The organism is Halalkalibacter akibai JCM 9157, assembly GCF_000513135.1.
In the GTDB taxonomy this organism is placed as follows: domain Bacteria; phylum Bacillota; class Bacilli; order Bacillales; family Bacillaceae_D; genus Halalkalibacter; species Halalkalibacter akibai.
In genome coordinates this window covers 90,455-116,632 of the sequence record NZ_BAUV01000004.1, presented here as the reverse complement: position 1 = coordinate 116,632, position 26,178 = coordinate 90,455, and the positions used below count along the sequence as shown (strand labels likewise).

The following is a 26,178-nucleotide window of genomic DNA, read 5'->3' as shown; positions in this document are numbered from 1 at the left end:
CTCCCCTCAGCTTATGCTTTTACAATTGCTTTTTTTTCTGATTCCATTAATGTTACAAATGCGTCAAATAAGTCATTTGCATCATGAGGACCTGGTGATGCTTCTGGATGATACTGTACACAAAAAACTGGATGTTCAAGATGTCTTAACCCTTCAACTGTACCATCATTGATTGCAACATGAGTTAATTCTAACCCAGTGCCTTCTAGTGATTCACGATCTACGGTATAGCCATGGTTTTGAGCTGTTATTGCGATTTTACCAGTTGAGATTTCACGAACTGGATGATTAGATCCACGATGACCAAATTGTAGTTTGCTAGTAGTTGCCCCACATGCTAAGGCAATAAGCTGATGACCTAAACAAATACCAAAAATAGGTACTTTCCCTATTAATGCTTTAATTGTCTCTATTGCTCCTTGCACGTCTACAGGGTCCCCAGGTCCATTACTTAACATAATTCCATCTGGGTTTAGACGAAGAATTTCCTCCGCACTCGTATTGTAAGGAACAACCACTACATCACATTGTCTTGAGATTAATTCCTGTAAAATGTTATGTTTCATGCCATAGTCAATCAATACCACACGATTACCACGCCCAGGAGCATGATAAGGATCTTTCGTTGATACACGATGAACTTGATCACGGACGAATGTTGTTTGTTTTAACTCCTCTATTACTGCATTCGAATCCACATCCATTGAGCAAATTCTTCCACGTCTCGTACCGTGCTCACGAATTAATCGCGTTAATTTTCTGGTATCAATACCTGCAAGCCCAGGAATATCTTTTGCTTTTAACAACGTATCTAGTGACTCTTCCTTACGCCAGTGACTTGGCTCAGGCTCATATTCTTTCACGATAAAACCGTTAATGGCTGGTGTAATTGATTCAAAATCATCGCGATTAATTCCATAGTTTCCAATCAGTGGATAAGTCATCGTTACAATCTGACCACAATAAGAAGGATCTGAAAGTGTTTCTTGGTAGCCAGTCATCCCAGTAATAAATACCACTTCACCGCTCATTTCTTTTTCAGCACCGAAACCTTCTCCTACAAAAATATTACCGTCTTCTAAAATTAATTGACGTTTCATATTGACACCTGCCCTTTCTCCCATACAAGCTTTCCGTCTACAAAAGTATATAATGGCCACCCTTGGCAAACCCAACCGTTAAACGGTGTATTTTTTCCTTTAGATAAAAACTTTTCTTTATCAATTGCTCTTTCTTCTTCTAAATCAATGACTGTGATATCCGCTAAAACTCCTTCTTCTAACACACCTGATGGTAAGTTGAATGTTTTAGCTGGCTTAACTGTCAGCCAATCAACAAGCTGTTTTAAAGACGCTCTCTCCGTTTTAACTAAATGCGTGTACAGTAGAGGAAAAGCAGTTTCAAGTCCGACAATCCCGAGCGGTGCTCTGTCCATCCCTTGTGCTTTTTCTTCTTCCGTATGCGGGGCATGGTCTGTTGCAATAAAGTCAATCGTTCCATCAACTAAACCTTCCCAAAGAGCGATTTGATCTTCTTTCGCTCGAAGAGGCGGATTCATTTTGTAATTAGAATCAAGTCCGGGAATATCATCTTCACACAACAATAAATGATGAGGGGAAACTTCAGCCGTCACTTTTATCCCTGCTTTTTTTGCATCACGAATGACTCGTACCGACTCCTTCGTACTTACATGACAGACATGATAATGTGCTCCTGCTGCTTCTGCTAATAATACGTCACGTGCAATGTGTACGGATTCACATACAGAAGGGATTCCAGGTAAATTATGTTCGGCAGAGAATTTACCTTCATGAACACAGCCTCCATGAATGAGTGTATCCTCTTCACAATGTGCAACAACTGCCATGTTGACTTCGGCCGCTTTCTTCATTGCCTGAAGCATCATATCCGCAGATTGTACTCCGACACCATCATCAGTAAATGCAAATGCACCAGCTGCTTTTAGAGCCTCAAAATCGGTAAGTTCCTTTCCAAGCTGTCTTGTTGTAATGGCCGCATATGGTAAAACCCGCACATGTCCAGTCGTTTTTATTCGCTCCTGTAACCATTCCATTTGCTCTTTAGTGTCTGGCACTGGTCTAGTATTAGGCATTGAGCAAATTGTCGTGAAGCCACCAGCTGCAGCTGCTTTAGTTCCTGTTTCGATCGTTTCTTTCTGTTCGCCTCCTGGCTCGCGTAAATGAACATGAACATCAACTAATCCTGCTGTTACTAACTTCCCTTGAACTTCTACCACTTTGATATCTTCAGTTACATTAGGTTTCTTAAAACTAACTTTTCCATCAACAATATAAACATCTTTTTCAACCATTGATCCATCATTATCTAAAATAAATCCACCTTCGAGTTTAACTGTCATCTTGCTTCCCCCTTAATTTGATAGAGCTCTTTTTATTACTGCTTTTCGAACTGAAACACCGTTTTTCATTTGTTTAAATATTCGCGAACGTTCGCATTCAACTAGTTCACTAGCTAGCTCAACATCACGATTAACAGGTGCTGGATGAAGAATAATTGCCTCATTTTTCATATGCTTTTCACGCTCTATCGTTAAACCAAATTGTTGATGGTACTCTTCTTTTGTAAATTGCATCGTTCCTTCATGACGTTCATGTTGAATTCTGAGTAACATAACAACATCCGATTCTGCAACAGCTTGATCCATGTCAATATGTTCATACTGTGAATCAAATCCAGCCATCCATGGTTTTGGTCCAGCAATTTTCACTTTAGCTCCCAACCTTTTAAGAACATCTGCATTTGAACGGGCAACACGACTATGTCTTAAATCACCAACTATAACCACATTAAGTCCTTTAAAACTTGTGAATTCTTGTTTAATAGTCAGGAGGTCAAGAAGCGATTGTGTAGGGTGATGTCCACTTCCATCTCCTCCGTTAATGATAGGTATATTTAGTTCTTCGCGAATGTGTTTGTAATATTCATTCTCTGGATGTCTAATGACAAGTGCATTAGCTCCTATGGCTTCAAACGTTTTTACTGTATCAAGTAGCGATTCACCTTTTTGAACACTTGAGCTTTCTTCTGAAAAGGACAGAACATGAATTCCAAGCAATTTCTCAGCAACTTCAAAGCTATACCGTGTTCTAGTACTTGGCTCAAAGAACAAATTAGCAACCACTAAATTTGTATTAGGGCTCCATTGCTTTCCGTTTGCAAATTGCTCAGCTTCTTGTAAGATAGTTGAAATTTCGACGGTTGACATTGTTTCTAATGTTAATAATTCACCTTTGATTGCCTGTACTTCTGTCATTGTCACCATTCAAATCCAGCCTCCTCAGTTTTATGTACTTTTAATCTTTTTTATAGAAAAAACCCTGAGAGTAACCTACTCTCAGGGCATAAGGAACTAGAAAGGTAAAAAACCCTCTAGTTAAAGACCTTACCCCCTTTGAAGTCTCTCTGTACTCCTTTTAAAAGGGATGATATTTTATTCAGCTTCAAACATTGCTTTTTTACCGTAACTAACTTCTTTTTCAGGTAAGATTTGATGAAGAATCATACCGATAATGGTTGCAAGAGCCATACCTGCAATTTGCACTTGCTCAGTCACTTGAATAAACGCACCGCCGATCCCGATGACTAATATAACTGATGATATAATTAGATTCCTTTTTAAACCTATGTTAATTTCATTATCTATTAGCATTCGTAATCCCGAAGAAGCAATAACCCCGAAAAGTAGGATGGACACTCCACCCATAACCGCAGTTGGAATTGTCGTTATCAGTGCAGCGAATTTGCCAATGAAAGCAAATGTAATCGCAAGTACAGCTGCACCAGCTATAACAAATACACTAAAGACACGAGTAATAGCAAGTACACCGATATTCTCACCATAAGTTGTATTTGGTGGCCCACCGATTAGTGAAGCTATAATAGTAGCTGCACCATCACCTAATAATGAGCGATGTAAGCCAGGAGTTTTGATAAAGTTCTTTCCAACTACTTTACTAAGTACCATCTGATCTCCAATATGTTCCGCTATTGTTACTACTGCTATAGGAACCATAATGAAGACAATCTCCTTAGAAAATACTGGAGTATAAGTTACAAAAGGAACAAGGACATCTGGTAAAGCAAACCATTTAGCTTCTTGAACAGGAGAATAATCTACAAGTCCAAATAGAAAAGCAGTGATATAGCCCCCGATAATTCCAAACATGATCGGAACTAAGCTGAAAAATCCTTTAAAGAACATTGTCGCTAAAATCGTAATAGTTAAGGTAATGAGAGCAACTAGAAAATGAGTTGTACTATATGTCCCAGCAGCTGGGTCATTCATTGCCATATCAATCGCAACTCCTGCTAATCCTAATCCGATGACAATTATAACAGGACCTACAACAATCGGTGGTAAGATTCTAAGTACCCAACCAACACCACTTGTTTTAATTAAAAGTGCTACGAGCCCATAAACAATACCTGCTAAGAAAGACCCTACCATAGCTCCTTCTGGTCCACTCATAGCTGATGCAGCCAAGATCGGAGCAATAAATGCGAAAGATGAACCTAGATAAGCTGGGATTTGTCCTCTTGTAATTAGTAGGTAAGCTATTGTTCCTAGTCCACTTGAAAGTAATGCTACTGCGGGGCTTAACCCGACTAGATATGGAACTAAAATGGTTGCTCCAAACATCGCAAATAAGTGCTGCAAACTAAAAACAAGCCATTTATCATATCTCGGTATTTCTCTAACTCCAATTTCTTTTGTCTCTGATGCCATTCACTTTTCCTCCAATGCTTATAAAAAAACCTCTCTGCTTAAGCAAAGAGGAGTACATCACCTTAGTTTATAAGGAGTGTAAACCTCTTTTTAGTCTCTCAGGACTAGATTAAAGAGGTATTTTATTGTTTTGCTCAATTGTTACTTCATCTGTTAAATCTACTTCAGAAAGCTTTGCTACAATCTTTTCACTTTTAGAAGTAGGAACATTTTTACCAACATAATCAGGCCTTATCGGCAATTCACGATGTCCTCGGTCTATGAGCACAGCTAGTTGAATTTGTTCCGGCCTACCGATATCAATTAAAGCGTCTAATCCAGCTCTTACTGTACGACCTGTGTAAAGCACATCATCAACTAATATTACCTTTCGATCTCTTATATCAACTGGAATATCAGTCCCTTGAATAATTGGTTCTTCATTATTCGACTTCACCGTTAAGTCATCACGATAGAGGGTAATATCAATTTCTCCAACTGGAATTTTTGTTCCTTCAATTTGTTCAATTCGTTCAGCTAAACGCTTTGCTAAATAAATTCCTCTAGTCTTAATTCCAATTAAGATACAATTTTCAATACCTTTATTGTGCTCAATTATTTCATGAGCAATTCGTGTAGTAGCTCTTCTAATAGCTTGTTCATCTAAAATCACTCTAGTCAATTTTCACACCTCCATATTTATGAAAACGAAAAAACCTCTCTGTCCAAAATGAACTGAGAGGTTAAAACACAAGTGAAAACAGACAGATTTTGCCTCTGTTTTCAAACCGTTTCCTTCTCAGCCTCACGGGACTGTAGTTAAAGGACTATTTAATTCTTATTTAGTATGCCCGACATTTTTCGTCATGTCAATCATTATTTTGTACGTAGTAAATGCAAAAGATCCTCTAGATCAGTTGGATTTGGAACCTCAAATGTTAATTCTTCCTTGGTGCGTGGGTGAATGAACCCAAGAACAGCCGCATGAAGTGCTTGGCCCTCGATATCAAATGAATTCTTTTTCGGACCGTATTTCGGATCACCTACTAATGGGTATCCAATGTATTTCATATGAACACGTATTTGGTGTGTTCTACCAGTTTCTAATTCACATTGAACATACGTGTAATTATCAAATCGTTCTAGAACAGTAAAATGAGTGACTGCGTCCCGACTGTTGTCTTCTGTCACAGTCATACTCTGTCTATCTTTTTTATCCCGACCAATTGGAGCATCAATTGTTCCATGCTCATGTGGAATGATACCATGAACAACCGCTTTGTATAGCCTTCTCGTCGTTTTAGCTTTTAATTGATCTACTAACGACTCATGAGCCATATCGTTTTTAGCAACCATAATGAGGCCAGATGTGTCTTTATCAATTCTATGGACAATACCGGGCCTAATCACCCCATTAATACCAGATAAATCTTTGCAGTGGTACATTAATGCATTAACAAGTGTTCCCGAATAGTGGCCTGGGGCAGGATGAACAACCATCCCTCTAGGCTTATTTATAACAATGACATCTTCATCCTCAAAAACAATGTCTAACTTTATATTCTCTGCTGTTATTTCCAACTCTTCAGGTTCTGGTATCACAAGGGTAATGTGATCTCCCTCTTCAACTTTATAATTGCTTTTAACTTTGTTGTTATTAACTTTTAAATGCTCGTCTTTAATCCATAATTGGATTTGTGTTCTAGACCAGTCTTCATTTAAAGTTGTAAGCAACTTGTCAATACGATTTGATTTTTGTTGTTCTGTTACTTTCCAATCAAAACTTTCCATTTACTTTTGCTCCTTCTTTTGTTGACGTTCGTCTTGAATCATTTTTATAAATAAAAGACCTACCCCAACACATAATGCTGCATCTGCTACGTTGAAAATGGGGAAATTGTACGTAAAAATGTATGTATCCACAAAATCAACGACTTCTCCACGGAAAAGTCTATCAATAAAGTTTCCAATAGCCCCACCAAGAACAAGACCTAAGGAAATTCCTAACAAGGGACTATGCCTGCCTTCTTTTTGCATATAATAAACAATTCCGACAATAACTATGACTGTTATAATATAGAAAAACCACATTTGACCTTGCAGAATTCCAAAAGCAGCACCTTGATTACGATGTGATGTGAAATATAAAACATTCTCAATTAACGTAATTTTCTCACCTAGAGCCATTTCTGTTACAACGACCCATTTAGTAATTTGATCCAAAACTATAATGATTAGTGCCAATAAATAATACTTCATCGTCATTTCCCCCGATCCTGTCCAACTTCCATACGATAAGCATTATAGCATAAAAAGAGGGCAAGAGCCCCTACTTTCCATTCAAGTATTGGTCATAATGAACATTACGCTGAAAAACAACATCCTCATCACCTGTGTAACCTTCAATTCCAGTTGATAAAAATCCTTCGATTTGTTCCACATAACCGATTAACTCACCTGTTTCTTCTAAAGATGAATCTTCAAAGACCATCGGCAATTCATTGAATTCTGCAACTGACTGATAAGCATCTTCTGCATCAAATTCAGTTCCATCATCATCACCGTCAAATTGATACTTTCTGAAACCACCTAACACAGCTTCTTCCGAAGGACGTTCATCAGTGATCCGATTATCTACTGCTTCTACAACGGTTCTAGCAGCAGGATTAGCCTCTAATCGTTCATATGGGATTGTTTGTCCTGTCACCTCACAAATCCCAAACGTTCCTTCTTCAAATTTGGCTAGAGCATGTTTTATTTCTTCAAGCTCTCTTTCAGCTTGTTCGAGTAAAGCAAAATCTTTTTCACGTTCATATAAATCAGTCGCCGCATCAGCTGGATGGTTATCATATTGCGACAACTCTCCTGTAGAAAAAGATAACGTACGATTTTGTTCTTCTTTAAAGTGATAATTAATATGATCTTCAACTGTTTGTTTTCGATCTTGTAAGGCTTGTTTTATCTCGTTGTAATTTATCATGTCATCTCCCCCATTAAACAACTAACGTTATTAGAACGTTCATTTAATATTGTGACCATGATAAGGAGATATAGCCAACACAACATTTAACAACAGGCAAAAACCACTGTTATAATAACAGTGGTTTTCATCATTACACATAATAATTTGAAACAGTCTCTGCACAAGAAGTACATAAACTTGGATGGTCTTGATTCGCCCCAACAGTTGTTGAAACAACCCAGCAACGTTCACAAGTTTCTCCTTGAGCTTGTTCTACAACGATAGCCAATTGGTCGAATCTCACTGCATCCTCAGGAGCTTCACTTACTTCCCCAGCTAATTCAACATGAGATACAATAAATAATTTCTCAAGAGCTGGAATGGCAGTTAATAATTGACGAACATCTCCACTTGAATATAACGTAATAGCAGCTGTTAATGATTTACCGATTTTCTTATCGTTTCTAGCTTGTTCAAGAGCTTTTAGAACATCATCTCGTACATTCATAAAATGGCTCCACTTAGCTTTTAGCTCCTCAACTTCACCAAAAGTTTTTACTTCTGGCATATCAGTAAGCTGTACACTTTCTTCGCTTACGCCAGGAATATGTTCCCACACTTCGTCAGCCGTATGAGTCAAAATTGGAGATACTAATTTAGTTAAAGCAACAAGTACCTCATACATGACCGTTTGAATAGCACGCCTTGCAGGGTGGTCAGCATGCTCAATATACAATGTATCTTTTGCCAAATCCATGTAAAAAGAGCTTAGATCAATCGTACAAAAATTGTGGATTGTATGATACACATTTGAAAATTGATACTGTTCATAACCTTGTTTAGCTTTCTCCACTACTTCATTTAATTTAACAACCATGAAAAGATCAACACCGTCTAAATCCTTTATATAATTCGTCTTAGGATCAAAATCATGTAGATTTCCAAGTAAAAACCTGAATGTATTACGAATTTTCCGGTACGACTCAGATACTTGCTTTAAAATTTTATCTGATACACGAACATCAGCTTGATAATCAACTGAGGCAACCCAAAGTCTTAAAATATCAGCACCTAATTGCTTCATAACATCATTTGGAATAACCACATTTCCAATTGATTTACTCATTTTACGTCCTTCACCATCAAGAGCAAATCCGTGACTTAAAACACCTTTGTATGGTGATTTACCCGTTACAGCAACCCCTGTAGATAAAGAAGAATTAAACCAACCACGATATTGATCAGATCCTTCTAAATAAAGGTCAGCAGGACGTACTAAATCTTCACGTTCTTCCAGAACAGCTTGATGAGAAGAGCCTGAGTCAAACCAAACATCCATAATATCCATTTCACGTGTAAAGGTTCCATTTGGACTATGTTCTGATTTAAAACCTTCAGGCAGAAGTTGGGCTGTTTCCCATTCAAACCAAATATTTGATCCATGTTGTCTAAATAAATTTGATACATGATCAATCGTTTCATCAGTGATGATCGGTTCACCATTTTCACCATAAAAAACAGGAATTGGAACACCCCATGCTCTTTGACGAGAAATACACCAATCTCCTCTGTCACGTACCATATTAAATAACCTAGTTTCTCCCCATTTAGGAATCCATTCTACTTCTTCAATGGCTTTCAGTAATTGATCACGGAAATTCTCAATTGAAGCAAACCACTGAGCAGTAGCACGATAGATAACTGGTTTTTTAGTACGCCAATCATGCGCATATGAGTGAGTGATAAATGTTAATTTCATCAATGCTCCAACTTCTTTTAATTTTTCAGAAATTGGTTTATTAGCAGCGTCGTAAAATAGCCCTTCAAATCCTGGTGCTTCTTCAGTCATATGCCCTTTATCATCGACTGGACATAAAACATCTAATCCATATTTTTGTCCGACAATAAAGTCTTCCTCACCATGCCCAGGAGCTGTATGAACACAGCCTGTACCTGCATCTAATGTCACATGATCTCCACACATTACTAATGATTCTCGTCCATAAATAGGATGAATGGCTTTTACATACTCTAAATCTGAGCCTTTAACAGTCTTTACTATCTTCGTGTTTTCCCATTCGAATTCTTTCTCAAGTGTTTCTAATAGTCCAGCAGCCACTACATACTTCTTGTCTTCGACTAGAACAACGTTATAATCTAATTCTGGATGAACGGCAATACCTAAGTTTGCTGGAATCGTCCAAGGAGTTGTTGTCCAGATAATGATATGTTCATCCCCATCTAAAACACCATTTCCATCCCCAACTTTAAAAGCTACATAAATAGATGGTGAGCGCTTATCTTGATACTCAATCTCAGCCTCTGCAAGAGCAGACTCAGAAGAAGGAGACCAATAAACCGGTTTTTTCCCTTTATAGATATAACCTTTTTTTGCCATTTCTCCAAAAACCTTGATTTGTTGAGCTTCATAAGATTTATCTAATGTTACATATGGATTCCACCAGTCACCTCTTACCCCAAGACGTAAAAATTGCTCACGTTGACGATTAATTTGTTCTCTAGCATACTCTTCACAAAGTTTACGAAAATCAGCGACACTCATCTTCTTACGATCAACTTTCCCACTTTTCGTTAAAGCCGTCTCAATTGGAAGTCCATGTGTGTCCCAACCTGGAACATAAGGAGCATTATACCCACTCATTGACTTATATCGAACAATAAAATCTTTTAAGATTTTATTTAGTGCGTGCCCCATGTGAATGTCACCATTCGCATAAGGCGGGCCATCATGTAAAATAAACATCGGGCGACTTGCTGTACGCTCTTGAACTTTTTTATAAATGTCAAGCTCAGCCCATTGTTTTTGTCTTTCAGGTTCTCGATTAGGTAAATTTCCTCTCATCGGAAAATCTGTTTTAGGCATTAATAACGTGTCTTTATAATCCATTTTTTCTTCCTCCTATTTACTTTCAGCTGATAACTATGTAAACCATGTTCCTTAAAAGGTCATTGCAGAGAACACAAAAAAACTCCTCTCCCAAATAGGGACGAGAAGCTTACCCGTGGTACCACCCTGTTGAAAAGGACTAATCCTTTCCACTTGAAATTCGTAACGTGAATGAAACGTTGCCGCTTACTTTGTTTCAGCGCAAAACTAAAGGGTGATTTTCCAATGTGAACGTCTTCAGGCTTCCACCGCCCCTGAATCGCTTAACACGTTGAATACATTGTACTCTTCCCTGATCATCGTCTTTATCAACATATTTTAATGAATATCATTATATGACAGCCGGTTCAGAAGTGCAAGCTGAAAACAAAAAACGTTTTAGCGTTCTTCATATACCTCTTCTTTTTCAGTTACATCATTCCAATCATCTGTTTGAAGCATTTCGAGTTGTGCTTCAATTAACATCTTGAAACGCATTTTATAAACGGAGGCTTGTTTTTTCAATTCTTCCATATCCATCATAACTTTTCTAGATTTAGAAAGAGCATCATTTATAATACGATCAGCATTTTTTTCTGCTTCCTTTACTATAAGCTGAGCTTCTTTCTGAGCATTACTTCTTACTTCTTCAGCTGCCTCTTGAGCAATTAGAATAGATTTATTTAATGTCTCTTCAATATTCTTAAAGTGACCTAATTTTTCATCTAAATCTTGTACTTGTTCGAAGAGTTCTTTTTTCTCTCGAAGTACGGCTTCATAGTCTTTTATAACTTGATCTAAAAATTCATTGACTTCGTCTTCGTCATAACCGCGAAATCCTCTTGTAAATTCCTTGTTGTGAATATCTAAAGGGGTTAAAGGCATGGTCGCCACCTCCATATGGTTGTATTTGTTATTATGTTTGGATTTCATGAGTCCTAAAATCACTGTTATTTATATACCATTCGACAAGAACAACTAAATTCCTGCTCATTTTTCTGATTTTCTTATCGTTTTCGTCCATAACGTATACGATATTTATCTTTCTTAGTAATTCCTTCTATGCCAATAACCTTGGCACGACCAAATTGTCGAACTGATATGTAATCACCATCAGCGATAATAAAATCAGGTCTATCTACAGTCTTCCAGTTGACTTTTACTAAACCTTTTTCAATTAAAGGAGAGACTTTTGTGCGTGAAAGCTTGTACATTTGGGCGATTACAACGTCAAGGCGCATCGAAGAAACGGTTGCTTTTCCTTCTTCCCAATCATCTTTAGGCTTAATGTGCTCAGATAATGGGATTCGATTCAAACGAACGGTTGCTTTTCCGATTGTCTGAACATTCATTTCTACATAATCAGCGATTTCCGTTGCCACAACAATTTGTACAACATCATCACTTATAAAAATGTCACCAAATTTCTCACGTTTTAATCCGAGATTCATTAGAGCCCCAAGTACATCTCGATGCTCGATCGTAATAAATTTAGTTGGATACTCAACCGAAAATAATGTTAGTTGAAAATCATCTATAGTTGTTTCTAAATACTGAGGAGTTAAACGCATCCGACTTCGCTCTGCATAATGAGAGCCTCCCGCAAATGAGAGGCTCAAATCATCATCATGTCCTATTATTGTTCGAACGATCTCTTGCTGCCTAGGATCTAAGAAGTCACTTAGTCGATCATCATGGCGAACCTTTACAGCATCGAGCCATTCAAGAACTTGGTCAACGAAAGTACGCTCTTCCTCGCGAAAGTGCTGGTAAATACTAATCGCCGTTCACTCCTAACTATTAAATACCGAAAAGGGATCGAACTCCCGTGCTTGCTAATCTCAAAACGATAATAGCCACAATCGGAGATAAGTCAATCATTCCAAGTGGGGGAACAAATTTTCTAAATGGCTCGAGGTACGGCTCGACAATTCTACCAATAAACTGTCCCACTGAGGACTCACGAGCATTAGGAAACCAAGACATCAAAATATACCCAATTATAAAAAATGAATAAATATATAACGCATTATAAATTAATAAACCAATAGTTTGCACTTTCCATTCACCACCTTCAAATACTATGCTTCAAATTCCTGAATCATTTCAGTTATCGTTCCTGATACATCAACATTATCAGGTGTACAAAGAAAAATATTCGAACCAACTTTTTGAATGTCTCCCCCAATAGCATACACTGTTCCACTTAAAAAATCGACTATTCGCTTAGCTTGATCATAAGAAATACGCTGTAAATTAATAATGACCGCTTTTCTATTTTTTAGATGATCTGCAATTTCTTGAGCCTCATCATACGTGGTTGGCTCAAGGAGAATAACCTTCGTTCCTTTTTGGACGCTTTGTAAGCTGACCACATTTTGAGGAGCCGCTTGTGGTTTAGTTTGTTGACTACGCGATCTTCGCTTTGGTTCAATCTCCTCATTAACAAACCGTTCATCATATTCTTCAACTTCCTCAAATTCATCCTCTAACTCAAAAAAACGCTTTAATTTAGACTTCATCCCCATATTTATTCTCCTCTCTTACTTTTATTCTCTTCCTACTAATGCTGACCCTAGCCTAATAAAAGTTGCTCCTTCTTCAACAGCAACGATGTAATCATTTGACATTCCCATTGATAATTCTGTACAAGGAGCATGTTCAAGTTTTAAATCTTGAATTTCCGTTCTCAGTTCTCTCAACTTCCTAAAAACTGGCCGCGTCATCTCTGGGTCTTCATAGAAAGGAGCCATCGTCATTAAACCAATTACTTGTATTTTCTTATATTGAGCAAGTTCGTTAATAAATGGAAGTAGGTCTTCTGGATCAACACCCGCTTTTGATTCCTCTCCTGATACATTAACTTGCACAAAGCATTTCATCACACCTTGTTCTAAACGCTTGTCCACTTCCTCAGCTAAAGAAAGTCGGTCAAGAGAATGCAAATACTCATATTTATTAATAATTTTTTTGGCTTTACGTGTTTGTAATGAGCCGATGAAATGCCAGATCCCTCTTTCATTAAAGGCTTCCCACTTTTCAATCGCACCCTCGACTCGATTTTCTCCTATATGTATTAACCCACAATCTAGAGTTGCTTTTGTAGTTTCACTACTAACGTATTTTGTCACAGCAATAATTTTAACTTCAGAAGCGTCCCTGTCCACTTTGTTACAAGCATGTTTAATTTCAGCTTGTATTAGCTCAAGCCTTTGTTTAATTGTCATTCTAACGCACCACCCGATCTCAAACCAATAAAACTCATCATTCTCCCCGTTTTACCATTTTCCGCTCTGTGTGAAAACATTTGCTCATCGAGAGACGTACAAATGTTAGATACAAGAATATTAGAAGGTTTAATTCCCTCTTGAATTAGCAATATCTTGTTAACCTCACGTAAATCAAGTAAATATTTCTCATTTGACAATTCCTGATAGGGCAAGCGATCCACATTTTTCGGTAAGCAGGATTGAATTTCTTTAATTACTTTTTTATCTACCTCGTACATCTTTTTACTGATTGAAGGACCAATCGCAACTTCAATTTCTTCTTGAGAAATGCCTTCTTTAATCCACTGATGAACCATTTTTGTAGCTATACCTTTAACCGTTCCGCGCCAACCAGCATGTGCAAGTCCAACGGCTCCAGCATCTGGTGCAAAAAAGTATAATGGGACACAATCTGCATACAAACTTGTAAGTAGCAAGTTTGTATCAAATGTATAAAGACCATCGGTTTCGCTTATAGCAGTATTTAAATCTGCGCTTCCTTTTCCGGCATCCGTTCTAGTTACTCTTTGAATGGTAGCCTCATGAACCTGCTCAGAACCTATCCAATTGGATAGTGGAACCTTTATATCCTTGGCTAATCTTTTTCTGTTCTCCCATACGTCTTTCTCATTGTCTCCAACATGAAAGCCCATATTTAAACTATGATATGGAAAGGTACTTTGTCCACCATTTCTAGTTGTGAACCCAGTGACTAAATCAGGGTTCAGCTTTTCCCATTGATGGATAGACAAATACCTTTCATTCGTTTCAACAAACGGATCCATCCTCACATTCCCCCTTTGCTTGTTACGGCGTTCTATTAAAGACTGTTCGATACTTCGTTATATGTTTAATCATATTCACCTTAGTAGGCCCATTACATTGAGCTTCAACCACTTGCTTTCCGAGGGGTGTTGCCAAGCCCCCACGTCGTTTTGTCCGTGGTGACTTGCCTTTTCCTCTATCCCCGCAGGAGTCAAGTGGCTTCCGCTTCAATCCACTTTCGATCTCAATGATTATCAAAAAATTTAAAACTTATAAACTGATTACAGATCACTTTATCAGCAATCTTTAATGTTTGGTTGGAGAATGTTGGTAAATTAAATTACTCAACTTCTATTTTAACACAGGTATATAGATACAAGAAACGACTTTCTTTTGCAATCATCGCTTTCTAGGTGTCGAAGGTGGCGCGAAATTAATCGGTTTTCGTTCGTATGCTGAAGGAACCTCTACTAAAATAACATCAGAGCCGATTCTAATAATATTCTTCCAAGGTATAACAATTTCTTCTGATTCTTTACCAAACAGCCCCATCATTTTACCGGAGGCATTTATCACTAATGCCTCTATTGTGCCTGTTGATAAGTTGATATCTAAATCTGTTAATTGACCTAGTCTTTTCCCATTTTCCATGTTAACAATGTCTTTAACTTGTAGATCAGATATTTTCATCATATTTAACACCTCACCCCAATTAATACTACCTGTTCTACTATATGCGGGATCGTGTTAGGTTTATGAAACAAAGCCCAAAAAAGAGGATGCTCTAACAGTTTCTACGATACTTTAACTCGTAGAAAACCCGTCCTGAGTCATCCTCTTGCCCTGTTTTAAATTTGAGCGTGTTTATTCATTTGTTGAATAGCTGCTTTCTCTAATCGAGATACTTGAGCTTGCGAAATCCCAATTTCATCGGCTACTTCCATTTGTGTTTTCCCTTGAAAGAATCGCATATTCAAAATCATTTTTTCACGATCATTCAATCTTACCATCGCCTCTTTTAAAGCGATTTCTTCTACCCAATTGACATCTTTATTCCGCTCGTCACTGATCTGATCCATGACGAAAATCGGATCCCCGCCATCATTATAGATTGGCTCAAATAGAGATACAGGATCTTGTATCGCGTCTAACGCAAATACAACGTCCTCTTTCGGTACATCTAACACCTTGGCAATCTCTTGGACAGTAGGCTCTTTCTCACGCTTTTTTTCTGACATAATCTGATCTCGAACTTGAAGAGCCTTGTAAGCAATATCTCGTAAAGACCGAGATACTCGAATCGGATTATTGTCTCTTAAATAACGCCTGATTTCACCTATAATCATAGGAACCGCGTATGTAGAGAATTTAACGTTCTGACTTAAATCAAAATTATCAATTGACTTCATCAACCCAATACAACCTACTTGAAATAGATCGTCAACGTATTCTCCGCGATTGTTAAAACGTTGGATAACACTTAGCACCAGACGTAAATTCCCATTCACTAACGTTTCACGTGCACTTGTTTCACCACTTTGCAATCGCTGAAATAACTCTCGCATTTCAGTGTTCTTAAGAACAGGTAACTTTGAGGTATCTACACCGCAAATCTCAACTTTATTTCGTGTCAATTCTTTCCCTCCTATCGCGGGAGATGATGTCTAAGAAAAGTATCTCCTCTGCAGGAAAAAATATGCACGAGCTTTGTCGGTATCAAATTACAGAATTAGCTCATCCACGTCATGACAACGAAAATGACTAAAAAATTTTTTTTATTATTGAATAAATCCCGACCTATTAAATTGTTTTCAGATATCATTAAATATTCATAAAAAAGAACCCCTTTATGAATAGAAAACCATAAAGGGGTTCACAAACAACTCTTATCGTAAAAAAATCTTTTCCATGTAAGTTCGCATTCTCTCACTGTACACCTTCTGTAAGTATATTTGCTCATAGAAGGTGTACATCATGAATATTACTTACAAGAGAGTATTAGTATATTAACGTTATACCATCTTATTAAATTCTTTTTGTAGTCTTTTTATAATTCTTTTTTCGAGCCTAGAAATGTAGGATTGAGATATACCTAACATATCTGCAACATCTTTTTGCGTTTTTTCTTCATCTCCAGCTAGTCCGAACCTTAATTCCATAATTTGTTTCTCTCGATCATTTAATGTATGCAGTGCTTTTACTAATAATCTTCTATCAACCTTTTCTTCAATCCCTCTTGTAATGATATCTTCTTCTGTCCCTAAAACATCGGAGAGAAGTAGCTCATTGCCATCCCAGTCAATATTTAAAGGTTCATCGAAAGAGACTTCAGACCTCGTTTTATTATTACGTCTCAAATACATCAATATTTCATTTTCAATACACCTAGAGGCATAAGTTGCTAGCTTAATTTTCTTTTCAGGATTAAACGTATTAACTGCTTTAATTAGACCAATTGTACCAATACTAATTAAATCTTCAATATTTATTCCTGTATTTTCAAATTTTCTAGCAATGTAAACGACTAATCGTAAGTTTCTTTCAATCAACATCGATCTAACAGCTTTATCACCTGAAGGTAATTTTTTCAGTAAAACTGCTTCTTCTTCTTTGGAAAGCGGTGGTGGTAAGGCCTCGCTTCCTCCTATGTAGTAAATCTCATCTGCCTTCATTCCGAGTCGGTACATTAATTTGTACCATAGTAAGGTTAGTTTTAGCTTTAACATGCTGTGTGCCCCCTAAATACTGGATTATGCTAGCTTATCAGTGGAAACACCGAGTACTAACTTTGGATGAACAATACATGTAAATGCCCCATCCGGAGATAATTCCTTATCGTGTAATCCTAGCAAAACATTTTTTGTTTCAAATACTTGATTTTGATAATGAATTTTAACATGATCTGGTTTTAGTCCTGTAATAAATGGTGAAGATTGTCCGATAACCCGATAAGGAATGATGCTAGCTCTTTCAATTAACTTGTGCTCGGAATTTATTTCAATTTCTGGATGCTCATGAAAAGTTATCAGATGATCAATAACCTCCTTCCCAAAATGCGGGTAAAGTAAGGATGCCTCAATGATCATGACAGGCTTTTTTGTCAATGGGTCAGATAACTGATTTCCACTATCAACTAACCCTCTAACACTAATCGTGTAACCAGAAATTGTAATAAAAACATCCACAAGCGATTCATATTGAACTTGTTTGATTTCAATGTCTTCAAATCGATGTTTTGAGAAAAACCAAATTAACGGAAAACCAATTAATACAAAGACCCAACTAATTCCACTTCCAAAGTATCCTGAATTCGCTTGAACCATTCCATCTAATACAGTGATCTCAGTCTGCCAAAAAAAATGAAGGGCAAACAATCCACCACCAGTCATAAAAGCGACAAAGTAGAACATAAGTAATCCTTGAATGAAATATCGAAATCGTTTATAACCAAAAGCAATAAATACGATTCCTGCTGAATAAAGAAATTTCATCCACGGTTGATAAAACAAATCTGAAATAGGACTAAACATAAGAAACACAATTAAAGATGCAAAAAGTGCTGCTAGGATCATACGAATGTGTTGAAAACGACGTTTTAAAACTAGAGCTGTTAAAGAAATGAGTAGATAATCAATTAAAAGATTTAGAAACCAGATCACATCAAGATATAAGGTCATATCAATCTCCACATCCATTGATTTGAAACAAGTATATTACACATTCTATTAAGAAGTCTGTCGCTTCATGACAAGCAAGTGGGGGTTATTTTGAGAAATTTTAAGAGATATTGTCAGCTGGATAACTGGGAAATAATAAAAGCTAGATTGTGGTGTGAACGAAGTAATGAGAAAAGAAAAAGCTAAACCAATTTGCCTTTTTTATAAAGACAAACAAGTTCAGCCTTGTTTTTAACGATTTCGGTTTCTACGATTACGTAAAAATGTAGGAATATCTAGTGTATCTGTTGGCTCTGGAGTTGAAGGACTTGGTTGGGCAAAACGGCTTTCTTTTGGTTCTTCTTGTGCTTGCGGTTGACTAGCTTGTCCCTTATTTACTTTAGAGACAACTGGTCGTTGATTGTGATTGTTAACAGGGCCCGGCACATCATCAAAGCCTGTTGCGATAACCGTAACGACAATTTCATCTTTTAAATTTTCATTAATAACTGATCCAAAAATCATATTTACTTCCGTATCAGAAGCTGCTGAAACAATCTCTGCTGCCTCATGTACTTCGTAAAGCGATAAGTTAGAACCACCTGTAATGTTCATAAGAACACCTTGTGCACCATCCACTGACGTTTCTAATAGCGGACTTGAAATAGCTTTTTTAGCTGCTTCACTAGCACGGTTCTCACCAGTTGCAATTCCAATCCCCATTAATGCAGATCCTTTTTCACTCATGATTGTTTTAACATCTGCAAAATCAAGGTTAATTAGTCCAGGAACGGCAATCAAATCAGAAATACCTTGTACACCTTGACGTAAGACGTTATCCGCTTCTCTAAAAGCTTCTAACATAGGCGTATTCTTGTCAACAATTTCAAGTAAACGATCATTTGGAATGACAATCAGCGTATCAACTTTTTCTTTTAACGCTTGAATACCCGCAGCAGCGTGCGTAGAGCGTTTGCGGCCTTCAAATGTAAACGGACGTGTAACAACTCCAACCGTTAACGCGCCTAATTCTTTTGCGACTTCAGCAATTACTGGGGCAGCACCTGTACCAGTTCCTCCACCCATTCCAGCTGTTATGAAGACCATATCAGCACCTTGCAATACTTCTTCAAGTTGCTCGCGACTTTCTTCAGCCGCCTTTTTACCAATATCAGGATTAGCACCTGCTCCTAAACCTCTAGTAAGTTTACCGCCAAGTTGTAATTTCGCTTCAGCTTTCGATAGATGAAGGGCCTGTGCATCCGTATTAACGGCAATAAAATCTACACCTTGTAACCCATTTTCGATCATACGATTAACAGCGTTGCTTCCGCCACCGCCAACTCCGATAACTTTTATTTGTGCTAATTGATCCATATCCATTTCAAACTCTAACATGTAAGGTCCCCCTAATCAGACTAAATCCCGATTGTTTCTATTCAAAAAAGACTTTAAACCAGTTTTTCATTTTGCCTTTTGAATTTGATTTTTCATTATTTTTTGATTTTGAAGCAGTTTCGTTACTTTCACGCTTTGGCTTAGATTCTTGATAAGTTTCGGCTACACTCACAGCAGCTGCGACTTCTTTTCCTTGAACCTTCACGTTTTTATAAGCAAATTGAATTAACCCAACCCCAGCAGTATACTGTGGTTCTCTAACACCTAAATAATCAGGAACGGCAATTCTCACATTCCCTTGTAACAGCTCACTCGCTAAATCAAGAACGCCTGGAATCATGACTGTCCCTCCAGTTAACACATAACCACTAGGGAAATCACGATACCCAAATCTGTTTACTTCACGGTAAACTAGTTCGAAGATTTCTTCAACTCTAGGTTCTATAATATGAGCAAGATCATATTGTGTACATTCTTCTGTTTCTGAACGTCCAATTGTCGTAACATCAAATCTTTCATCTTGTGAAGCATCTTCAATAAATGAATGACCGTGTTTTGTTTTAAGGCGTTCTGCTTCATCTGTAGAAGTGCGTAAACCAATAGCAATATCATTTGTAATATGATCTCCACCAATTGGCAAAACAGATGTTTGTTGCAAAGTTCCTTGTTCAAAGATAGAGATCGTGGTAGAACCGCCACCAATATCTACTAAACAAACACCTAAGCTTTTTTCGTCTTTAGAAATCGCGACAGAACTAGTGGCTAATGGTTGCAAGCAAATATCGGCAACTTGGAGTCCAGCTCGTTCTACACAGCGAAGGAGGTTATGTAAGACCGTTTTCGACCCTGTGATAATCATACCTTCCATTTCCAATCTAACACCTATCATACCACGAGGATCATTAATTTCATCCAATCCATCAACTACAAATTGTTTTGGAATTACATCAATAATTTCTCTTTCTGGAGGAATAGAGACCACTTGAGCTGCATCAATCACTCGAGTGATGTCATCATCTCCAATTTCTCTATCGGAACTAGAGACAGCCACTACTCCATGACATGGCTGAAGTTGGACATGATTTCCATTTACTCCAACTACCACTTGTTTTATCGAAAGTCCAACCATTCGTTCAGCTTGTTCAACCGCTCTTCGAATAGATTGCACTGTTTCGTCAATATCAACAATTGAACCTTTTTTTATTCCTTCTGAGTTTGACTTTCCAACTCCAATAATATTCATTGAACCATTTGACATTTCTCCAATTATCACTCTGACATTGGATGTACCGATGTCTAAACTTACGTAAATCTCGTTGTTGTTCAATCTGTGGCACCTCCTTGTAATTCATGCGTCTAATAAGATAACTATATTCTCTATTAAATTAAGTTTCATTTTGCATAATTGATAGATTATAGACTAATTCAACATTAAATACAGTTATCCTTTTTATAAACGCTGATTTCTAAAATTTTTATATTTTTTCACAATGCCTTACACTCGTCTAGTATCAATTCACCATTTCGAAGGCTTAGATTGCCAATTTGAGAGCAATAACCTTCGAATTACAGCTATGTTATTAAATAAACGAACACCAAAGGCAAATATTGCTGCTAAGTATAAGTCTACACCAAGATGGACACCTAGAAAAGCTAAACCTGCAGCTAAAAGTATATTAAAGAAAAATCCTGTCAAAAACACATTTGAATCAAACGTATCTTGTAAATAAGCTCTTATGCCCCCGAACAATGTATCTAAAGCTGCTAAGACTGCAATTGATAAATAACTTGAGTATTCAGCAGGCACACGAAAGTCTGTCATTAATCCTAAAATAACCCCGATGATCAAACCAATAATCGGAACCCACATAAATTACCCCTCCTTTACTTCTTCCATAAATCGGACACGTCTAGTTTGATCGTATGCCGGAACTTCCACTTCATCCATTTTCTCAATCGTTAACGTATATCCTTCAATTTCAAACTCTTCTACAGAAGCGGAGACAATCATTTGATTTTGAAGTTTCTCGGCTTTGTCCGACACGATCTTAATCTCTATAGGAAGAGGGGGGAGTCTCCGGTTGTTTAAGTAGGTTATACCGTTCACACTTCGAAAAGCTGAGTTTGCAATGATTCTTTCGTTTCCTACAGCAATTTCCTGAGCCCCATAAATATTTAATTCGTTGATAAGAAACCGAAAAACATCTGGCGGAGGTGTTCTACGAGCTTGACCAAAAAATTGGTCGTTATATGCCGTATCAATCGTAATAACCACACCTTCTCCATTGACAGCTAGCAAGCCGGCTTCTTTTCTTAGCTCTTCTACTTGTTGTAACAACACTTCTGTTATATCTTGTTCTCGGTCTAGCGAAGCACTCTCATACTGAGCAAGGAGAGATTGCACCTTTTCAACTTCTAAGTTCAGTGCTTGTCTCTTTTCTTGTTCTGCTAAAAGTTCTCTCCTTATTTCTCGAATGTCCCTTGTGTCTCGCACGACTGGTTCTTGAGTGGATTGAAATTGGATGGCAAGCATAAAACCAATGATAAATGTAACAATCGTAAAGGTATATTTTTTATTCATAGATGCTCACCCTCTTTCTACCAAATGAGGATCTAGTGTTATTGAGTTTTTCTTTTGAAGCCTAACGCTAATCTCATCATTTAATAGTTGCTGTTGCACCCCACCTGTTAGCGTAATCGCTGATTCTAAATGATCTGCGTCTCCTATTGCGGTTATAACGAAAGGAGCTGAAGATGTATTTCCATCTACTCGAATAACCGGACCCGTACATTGAATATAAGATTGGTGAGAAAGTCTAAACCCATTTATCGCGATAGCTTCTGCTCCAGCTACAAATAATTCGTGGACCACCCGTTGAATATGAAATTCATGAACAATATAATTATTTGGGTTTTCACCATCTGGTACATATTCTGCGTCTTCTAAAGATATTTCAATTCCAGGCCCTTGTACCTTTACTTGACCAACTAGCTTTCTTAACCTCTCAATATCTTCTAATAAATTCTGAGCTTTTACTTCTTGCTCCTCATCCATGGAAGCTAAGTTATTTTCGAGTTCTCTAACCTGTGCTTGATATAAACGAAGCTCTTCTTGCAAGTTACGATTCGCCGTTTGTTCCATAATCACTTGATTTCTAAGCTCATCTTCAAGATCCCACTGACGTTCATACCCAGGTATAAGAGACATATTACGTTCACTCGTCGTATCATAACTAAGTGCTAAGATAAAGCCAGTCACAAGTAAGACAAAGGATAAGATAACATGTTTACCCCTCACTCTCACTTTTTAACTCCTCCTCTTCTGACTCAAATTCTTCAAAATATGGACTCATTCTTAAATGAAGAATTCCTTTTTTATTGGTATCTAACTCCTTAACAATCGCAGCATATGAAGATAAATTTCCTGAGAAATCTCTTATTGAAGTATGAACTTCAATCCCATCTGTCATCAATAACACAATAGCGAAAGCATCATGATCTGTAGGCCGATAGAAGATCTCAGAAATACGCTCAATTAATTCACTAGGAACTTTTTGTAGTTCAGCAGAAAGTTCTTTCAATTCATCTCCTTGCTCAAAACCAATTAACAATGGTGCATCTGAAGGAAAAACATGTCTAGGAAGTTCATCTAAATAAAGGCCTGTTTCTAGTATTGGAAAGTACTTATCCTCTTGATATAGATATCCAATTCTAGCGTATTCCTTAATTTGAATTCTGATTGTATTAGGAAAGCGCTGTTCAACGCTCGCTGAGGCAATTTCTCTATGATTAACAAGTCTATTTTCAATCTCTTGTTTTTCAATCGACCACATACTTGTCCCACTATCTATGTTACTAAGCCTAATGATCTCATCATCTGTAACAAAATAGTTTTCTTCAACAATAACATTTCTTACATGGCTTAAAGGAGATTGAAAATAAACCATTAATAACAAAAGTAGGAAAAAGAAAGATAAAAAAAACAGCAAACGCCTGTTAGCACGCTGTTTTCGCTGCTCTTTCAGCGATGGAATTCTCTCATTTATGGTAATTACCTTTTCCTTGCTCATCTTTGATTCCCCCGACTAACTTACAGACTAACATAAATGACTCCTTCCACCCTTTTGTGATTTTGTGGAAGGAGTATAATGATACGATCAATTGTACCATATATTTGGATAAATTTAAGCTATTTTTCGTTTTCTTTTGAGCGCCCAATCATTTCTACTTCTGTTTCAATCTCAATATTATGTTTAGTCTTTATTGTCTCTTTTACATGTGTAATCAGATCTAAAACATCTTGTGCTTTTGCATCTTCAACATTCACAATAAAATTAGCATGCATAGGTGAAATTTGCGCTCCACCAATTTGGAACCCTTTTAACCCAGCTTCTTCTATTAATTGTCCAGCATAGTTAGGTAATGGGTTTCTAAACACACTTCCACAAGTTGGATGCTTCCAAGGCTGTGAATCACGACGATAATCCTTATTGGCTTGCATATGTTTTACGATCTCTTCTTTTTCACCTTTTTCTAATTGAAAAATAGCTTCTACACAAATTCCTTTTTCTTTTTGAAGTCTTGATGTGCGATATGAGAACCCCATCTCTTCAGCTTTAATCCACTCTAGTCGTCCATCAGGAAAAAGAATAAGTGCTTCCTTTAAAATCTTCGAAATGTCAGATCCATGCGCACCTGCATTCATGAAAACAGCTCCACCAACAGAACCAGGTATCCCTCCTGCAAACTCTAGTCCAGAAAGACCTTCACGACTAATTAAAGTTGCTAATTTAATTAACGGATATCCACCACCGACTTTAATTACATCTTCATCAATCTTAAGATGATCCATTCCTTTACCTAGCTTGATCACAACACCTTCAATACCACCATCAGCAACCAATAGATTAGAGCCGCGCCCAATAACCCGCCACTCAACTTGGTGCTCATTAACAAGCTCCATTAGACGTTTAAGGTTTTCTAAGCCATCAGGCTCCACAAGCACATCAGCAGGACCACCTATTCTCCAAGTTGTGTGATTAGCTAGAGATTCCTGTTCTTTTACAACACCAATATTCTCTTTTTTCAATTGATTTAGAAATTGTTCCATAATAGTTCCCTCATTTCATGCTCTAAGAAGTAACTAACTATTGTTAAACTATGCATGAGCCCATAATATGTGCATTCATGTTGCACACCTAACAATTCGTTCAGTTATTGTTTATTTTTATAACATTATACAGTTGATACTTCTACTAGAAGTTGATATACATTTTCCGCGGCATCCGGCACACCGAGCTTTTCAGCTGCCGTATGCATCTTATCCCATTTACCTTGTTCATTAAAGATTTGATCAATATCTTTTAATAATAATTGACCATTCATTTCTTTTTCGTTATATACGATGGCGGCTCCAGTATTTTTCAAGGAGAGGGCATTTTTTTCTTGATGATTGTTTGTCACATATGGACTTGGAATTAATATGCTAGGCAATCCTAGCGCCGTTATTTCAGCTAGTGTCGTTGCTCCAGCACGCGCCACGATTAAATCAACCGCCCCAAGAACATCGGGCATATTATGAATAAACGGTTTTATAATAACATTTTTAGATTGAGCAGCCAATTTTACTTTTTCCATTACAGTATCATAGTGAACAGCACCCGTTACATAAACAACCTGGTAATTCTTATGAGTCCATTCATCAATAACAGAAGTAAAAGCATCATTTATTGGACGTGCCCCTCTACTTCCACCTACAATTAAAACCGTTCTCTTGCTAGCATCTAACCCTAGCGATGTACGACCAGCTACAGGGTCAACATGCATAACATCGGATGCTCTCGGATTTCCAGTAAACACAACTTTTTTATTTGGAAAAAAAGACCTTGCTTCCTCAAAACAAATAGCAACCTTATCAACATATTTACTCAGAAACTTATTTGTTAAACCTGGTACGCTATTTTGCTCATGTATTACTGTAGGGATTTTTAACTTGGAGGCTGCATAAACAACAGGACCACACACATATCCCCCAGTACCTATCACTACATCTGGTTTGAAGTTTTTTATTATTTTTTTTGCTTTTTGTGTTCCCGTTATAAAACGAGCAATGGTTTTCACATTCTCTACAGAAAGTTTTCGTTGAAATCCAGAGATATGTATAGTTTCAAATGGAATTCCTGCTCTTGGAACAATATCAGCTTCAAGCCCCTTTTCTGTACCGATATATAAGATTTCAGCATTTTTATGTTTTCTTTTAATTTCATTAATAAGAGATAAAGCAGGGTAAATATGCCCTCCCGTACCGCCTCCACTTACTATTACTCTCATTTGTTTCCTCCCAGAAAAAATTGATTATTATCATTTTATCATGAACAGAACTTGTATTATACACGATTCCTATTTGTTTTTTGTTATTCTATTTTCTTTCATAATTTTACACTGAAGCTAGGGTTCTTGTTTAGTCATTATAAAAGTAAAAAAACTGAGTATGG

27 protein-coding genes and 1 other annotated feature are annotated in these 26,178 nt (G+C 37.2%); all 27 genes read right to left on the bottom strand.

The window, feature by feature from the left end:
* Nucleotides 1–11: 11 nt before the first annotated feature.
* Nucleotides 12–1,100: a carbamoyl phosphate synthase small subunit gene (locus JCM9157_RS04210; protein WP_035662507.1), complete on the bottom strand. Its 1,089-nt coding sequence runs from the start codon at nucleotides 1,098–1,100 to the stop codon at nucleotides 12–14.
* Entirely contained in the window at nucleotides 1,097–2,380 is a 1,284-nt protein-coding gene (pyrC, locus tag JCM9157_RS04205) for a dihydroorotase (protein ID WP_035662504.1), read from the bottom strand. The genes JCM9157_RS04210 and pyrC overlap by 4 nt, the downstream gene beginning before the upstream one ends.
* A 12-nt stretch (nucleotides 2,381–2,392) precedes the next feature.
* On the bottom strand, nucleotides 2,393–3,295 hold the full coding sequence (locus JCM9157_RS04200; RefSeq protein WP_035662643.1) for an aspartate carbamoyltransferase catalytic subunit: 903 nt from the start codon (nucleotides 3,293–3,295) through the stop codon (nucleotides 2,393–2,395).
* A 177-nt stretch (nucleotides 3,296–3,472) separates the two neighbouring features.
* Nucleotides 3,473–4,768 carry a solute carrier family 23 protein gene (locus JCM9157_RS04195; protein ID WP_035662502.1) on the bottom strand — a complete coding sequence of 432 codons (1,296 nt, stop codon included), beginning with the start codon at nucleotides 4,766–4,768 and terminating at the stop codon, nucleotides 3,473–3,475.
* A 109-nt stretch (nucleotides 4,769–4,877) separates the two neighbouring features.
* Entirely contained in the window at nucleotides 4,878–5,429 is a 552-nt protein-coding gene (pyrR, locus tag JCM9157_RS04190) for a bifunctional pyr operon transcriptional regulator/uracil phosphoribosyltransferase PyrR (protein ID WP_035662501.1), read from the bottom strand.
* A gap of 194 nt (nucleotides 5,430–5,623) precedes the next feature.
* On the bottom strand, nucleotides 5,624–6,538 hold the full coding sequence (locus JCM9157_RS04185) for an RluA family pseudouridine synthase (RefSeq protein WP_035662498.1): 915 nt from the start codon (nucleotides 6,536–6,538) through the stop codon (nucleotides 5,624–5,626).
* The gene (gene lspA / locus JCM9157_RS04180) at nucleotides 6,539–7,006 is read right to left on the bottom strand and encodes a signal peptidase II (protein ID WP_035662496.1); all 468 of its coding nucleotides are present in this window, start codon (nucleotides 7,004–7,006) and stop codon (nucleotides 6,539–6,541) included. It lies immediately after the preceding gene.
* A 70-nt stretch (nucleotides 7,007–7,076) separates the two neighbouring features.
* The gene (locus JCM9157_RS04175; protein ID WP_035662494.1) at nucleotides 7,077–7,727 is read right to left on the bottom strand and encodes a TraR/DksA C4-type zinc finger protein; all 651 of its coding nucleotides are present in this window, start codon (nucleotides 7,725–7,727) and stop codon (nucleotides 7,077–7,079) included.
* Between the two features lie 133 nt (nucleotides 7,728–7,860).
* Complete coding sequence (ileS, locus tag JCM9157_RS04170) at nucleotides 7,861–10,617, bottom strand: isoleucine--tRNA ligase (protein WP_035662492.1); 2,757 nt, start codon at nucleotides 10,615–10,617, stop codon at nucleotides 7,861–7,863.
* A 93-nt stretch (nucleotides 10,618–10,710) separates the two neighbouring features.
* Nucleotides 10,711–10,926 (bottom strand) — a binding site (T-box leader).
* A 69-nt stretch (nucleotides 10,927–10,995) separates the two neighbouring features.
* Nucleotides 10,996–11,481: a DivIVA domain-containing protein gene (locus tag JCM9157_RS04165; protein WP_035662490.1), complete on the bottom strand. Its 486-nt coding sequence runs from the start codon at nucleotides 11,479–11,481 to the stop codon at nucleotides 10,996–10,998.
* 122 nt (nucleotides 11,482–11,603) lie between these two features.
* Nucleotides 11,604–12,377, bottom strand: a complete 774-nt coding sequence (locus tag JCM9157_RS04160; protein WP_035662489.1) for a YlmH family RNA-binding protein — start codon at nucleotides 12,375–12,377, stop codon at nucleotides 11,604–11,606.
* A 19-nt stretch (nucleotides 12,378–12,396) separates the two neighbouring features.
* Nucleotides 12,397–12,654, bottom strand: a complete 258-nt coding sequence (locus tag JCM9157_RS04155) for a YggT family protein (RefSeq protein ID WP_035662486.1) — start codon at nucleotides 12,652–12,654, stop codon at nucleotides 12,397–12,399.
* Nucleotides 12,655–12,677: 23 nt separating this feature from the next.
* Nucleotides 12,678–13,124, bottom strand: a complete 447-nt coding sequence (locus JCM9157_RS04150) for a cell division protein SepF (RefSeq protein WP_035662484.1) — start codon at nucleotides 13,122–13,124, stop codon at nucleotides 12,678–12,680.
* A gap of 21 nt (nucleotides 13,125–13,145) precedes the next feature.
* Nucleotides 13,146–13,823 carry a YggS family pyridoxal phosphate-dependent enzyme gene (locus JCM9157_RS04145; RefSeq protein WP_035662481.1) on the bottom strand — a complete coding sequence of 226 codons (678 nt, stop codon included), beginning with the start codon at nucleotides 13,821–13,823 and terminating at the stop codon, nucleotides 13,146–13,148.
* The gene (gene pgeF / locus JCM9157_RS04140) at nucleotides 13,820–14,650 is read right to left on the bottom strand and encodes a peptidoglycan editing factor PgeF (protein ID WP_035662478.1); all 831 of its coding nucleotides are present in this window, start codon (nucleotides 14,648–14,650) and stop codon (nucleotides 13,820–13,822) included. Before pgeF ends, JCM9157_RS04145 begins: the two co-directional genes overlap by 4 nt.
* Nucleotides 14,651–15,029: 379 nt before the next feature.
* On the bottom strand, nucleotides 15,030–15,323 hold the full coding sequence (locus tag JCM9157_RS04135; RefSeq protein WP_035662476.1) for a YlmC/YmxH family sporulation protein: 294 nt from the start codon (nucleotides 15,321–15,323) through the stop codon (nucleotides 15,030–15,032).
* A 155-nt stretch (nucleotides 15,324–15,478) separates the two neighbouring features.
* Nucleotides 15,479–16,264 carry an RNA polymerase sporulation sigma factor SigG gene (gene sigG, locus JCM9157_RS04130; RefSeq protein ID WP_035662474.1) on the bottom strand — a complete coding sequence of 262 codons (786 nt, stop codon included), beginning with the start codon at nucleotides 16,262–16,264 and terminating at the stop codon, nucleotides 15,479–15,481.
* A gap of 378 nt (nucleotides 16,265–16,642) precedes the next feature.
* A complete protein-coding gene (gene sigE / locus JCM9157_RS04125; RefSeq protein WP_035662472.1) occupies nucleotides 16,643–17,356 on the bottom strand; it encodes an RNA polymerase sporulation sigma factor SigE in 714 nt (237 codons plus the stop codon).
* A 24-nt stretch (nucleotides 17,357–17,380) separates the two neighbouring features.
* Nucleotides 17,381–18,307 carry a sigma-E processing peptidase SpoIIGA gene (gene spoIIGA / locus JCM9157_RS04120; RefSeq protein ID WP_035662470.1) on the bottom strand — a complete coding sequence of 309 codons (927 nt, stop codon included), beginning with the start codon at nucleotides 18,305–18,307 and terminating at the stop codon, nucleotides 17,381–17,383.
* 231 nt (nucleotides 18,308–18,538) lie between these two features.
* Nucleotides 18,539–19,684 carry a cell division protein FtsZ gene (gene ftsZ / locus JCM9157_RS04115; RefSeq protein ID WP_035662468.1) on the bottom strand — a complete coding sequence of 382 codons (1,146 nt, stop codon included), beginning with the start codon at nucleotides 19,682–19,684 and terminating at the stop codon, nucleotides 18,539–18,541.
* Nucleotides 19,685–19,721: 37 nt separating this feature from the next.
* On the bottom strand, nucleotides 19,722–21,011 hold the full coding sequence (gene ftsA, locus JCM9157_RS04110; RefSeq protein ID WP_035662466.1) for a cell division protein FtsA: 1,290 nt from the start codon (nucleotides 21,009–21,011) through the stop codon (nucleotides 19,722–19,724).
* A gap of 189 nt (nucleotides 21,012–21,200) precedes the next feature.
* A complete protein-coding gene (locus JCM9157_RS04105) occupies nucleotides 21,201–21,554 on the bottom strand; it encodes a small basic family protein (RefSeq protein WP_035662464.1) in 354 nt (117 codons plus the stop codon).
* Nucleotides 21,555–21,557: 3 nt separating this feature from the next.
* Nucleotides 21,558–22,265, bottom strand: a complete 708-nt coding sequence (locus JCM9157_RS04100) for a DUF881 domain-containing protein (protein ID WP_035662462.1) — start codon at nucleotides 22,263–22,265, stop codon at nucleotides 21,558–21,560.
* A gap of 6 nt (nucleotides 22,266–22,271) precedes the next feature.
* Nucleotides 22,272–22,988: a DUF881 domain-containing protein gene (locus JCM9157_RS04095; RefSeq protein ID WP_035662460.1), complete on the bottom strand. Its 717-nt coding sequence runs from the start codon at nucleotides 22,986–22,988 to the stop codon at nucleotides 22,272–22,274.
* Entirely contained in the window at nucleotides 22,972–23,754 is a 783-nt protein-coding gene (locus JCM9157_RS04090) for a cell division protein FtsQ/DivIB (RefSeq protein ID WP_035662458.1), read from the bottom strand. Before JCM9157_RS04090 ends, JCM9157_RS04095 begins: the two co-directional genes overlap by 17 nt.
* Nucleotides 23,755–23,873: 119 nt before the next feature.
* Entirely contained in the window at nucleotides 23,874–24,794 is a 921-nt protein-coding gene (gene murB, locus JCM9157_RS04085; protein ID WP_035662456.1) for a UDP-N-acetylmuramate dehydrogenase, read from the bottom strand.
* Between the two features lie 125 nt (nucleotides 24,795–24,919).
* Entirely contained in the window at nucleotides 24,920–26,014 is a 1,095-nt protein-coding gene (murG, locus tag JCM9157_RS04080; protein ID WP_035662454.1) for an undecaprenyldiphospho-muramoylpentapeptide beta-N-acetylglucosaminyltransferase, read from the bottom strand.
* Nucleotides 26,015–26,178 lie beyond the last annotated feature (164 nt).

What these genes read in the sequence shown, in the direction of transcription:
- JCM9157_RS04210 (WP_035662507.1), bottom strand. Translation starts at nt 1,100, where the DNA reads ATGAAACGTCAATTAATTTTAGAAGACGGTAATATTTTTGTAGGAGAA.
- pyrC (WP_035662504.1), bottom strand. Translation starts at nt 2,380, where the DNA reads ATGACAGTTAAACTCGAAGGTGGATTTATTTTAGATAATGATGGATCA.
- JCM9157_RS04200 (WP_035662643.1), bottom strand. Translation starts at nt 3,295, where the DNA reads ATGACAGAAGTACAGGCAATCAAAGGTGAATTATTAACATTAGAAACA.
- JCM9157_RS04195 (WP_035662502.1), bottom strand. Translation starts at nt 4,768, where the DNA reads ATGGCATCAGAGACAAAAGAAATTGGAGTTAGAGAAATACCGAGATAT.
- JCM9157_RS04185 (WP_035662498.1), bottom strand. Translation starts at nt 6,538, where the DNA reads ATGGAAAGTTTTGATTGGAAAGTAACAGAACAACAAAAATCAAATCGT.
- lspA (WP_035662496.1), bottom strand. Translation starts at nt 7,006, where the DNA reads ATGAAGTATTATTTATTGGCACTAATCATTATAGTTTTGGATCAAATT.
- JCM9157_RS04175 (WP_035662494.1), bottom strand. Translation starts at nt 7,727, where the DNA reads ATGATAAATTACAACGAGATAAAACAAGCCTTACAAGATCGAAAACAA.
- ileS (WP_035662492.1), bottom strand. Translation starts at nt 10,617, where the DNA reads ATGGATTATAAAGACACGTTATTAATGCCTAAAACAGATTTTCCGATG.
- JCM9157_RS04165 (WP_035662490.1), bottom strand. Translation starts at nt 11,481, where the DNA reads ATGCCTTTAACCCCTTTAGATATTCACAACAAGGAATTTACAAGAGGA.
- JCM9157_RS04150 (WP_035662484.1), bottom strand. Translation starts at nt 13,124, where the DNA reads ATGGGGATGAAGTCTAAATTAAAGCGTTTTTTTGAGTTAGAGGATGAA.
- JCM9157_RS04145 (WP_035662481.1), bottom strand. Translation starts at nt 13,823, where the DNA reads ATGACAATTAAACAAAGGCTTGAGCTAATACAAGCTGAAATTAAACAT.
- pgeF (WP_035662478.1), bottom strand. Translation starts at nt 14,650, where the DNA reads ATGGATCCGTTTGTTGAAACGAATGAAAGGTATTTGTCTATCCATCAA.
- JCM9157_RS04135 (WP_035662476.1), bottom strand. Translation starts at nt 15,323, where the DNA reads ATGATGAAAATATCTGATCTACAAGTTAAAGACATTGTTAACATGGAA.
- sigE (WP_035662472.1), bottom strand. Translation starts at nt 17,356, where the DNA reads ATGTTAAAGCTAAAACTAACCTTACTATGGTACAAATTAATGTACCGA.
- spoIIGA (WP_035662470.1), bottom strand. Translation starts at nt 18,307, where the DNA reads ATGACCTTATATCTTGATGTGATCTGGTTTCTAAATCTTTTAATTGAT.
- ftsZ (WP_035662468.1), bottom strand. Translation starts at nt 19,684, where the DNA reads ATGTTAGAGTTTGAAATGGATATGGATCAATTAGCACAAATAAAAGTT.
- JCM9157_RS04105 (WP_035662464.1), bottom strand. Translation starts at nt 21,554, where the DNA reads ATGTGGGTTCCGATTATTGGTTTGATCATCGGGGTTATTTTAGGATTA.
- JCM9157_RS04100 (WP_035662462.1), bottom strand. Translation starts at nt 22,265, where the DNA reads ATGAATAAAAAATATACCTTTACGATTGTTACATTTATCATTGGTTTT.
- JCM9157_RS04090 (WP_035662458.1), bottom strand. Translation starts at nt 23,754, where the DNA reads ATGAGCAAGGAAAAGGTAATTACCATAAATGAGAGAATTCCATCGCTG.
- murB (WP_035662456.1), bottom strand. Translation starts at nt 24,794, where the DNA reads ATGGAACAATTTCTAAATCAATTGAAAAAAGAGAATATTGGTGTTGTA.
- murG (WP_035662454.1), bottom strand. Translation starts at nt 26,014, where the DNA reads ATGAGAGTAATAGTAAGTGGAGGCGGTACGGGAGGGCATATTTACCCT.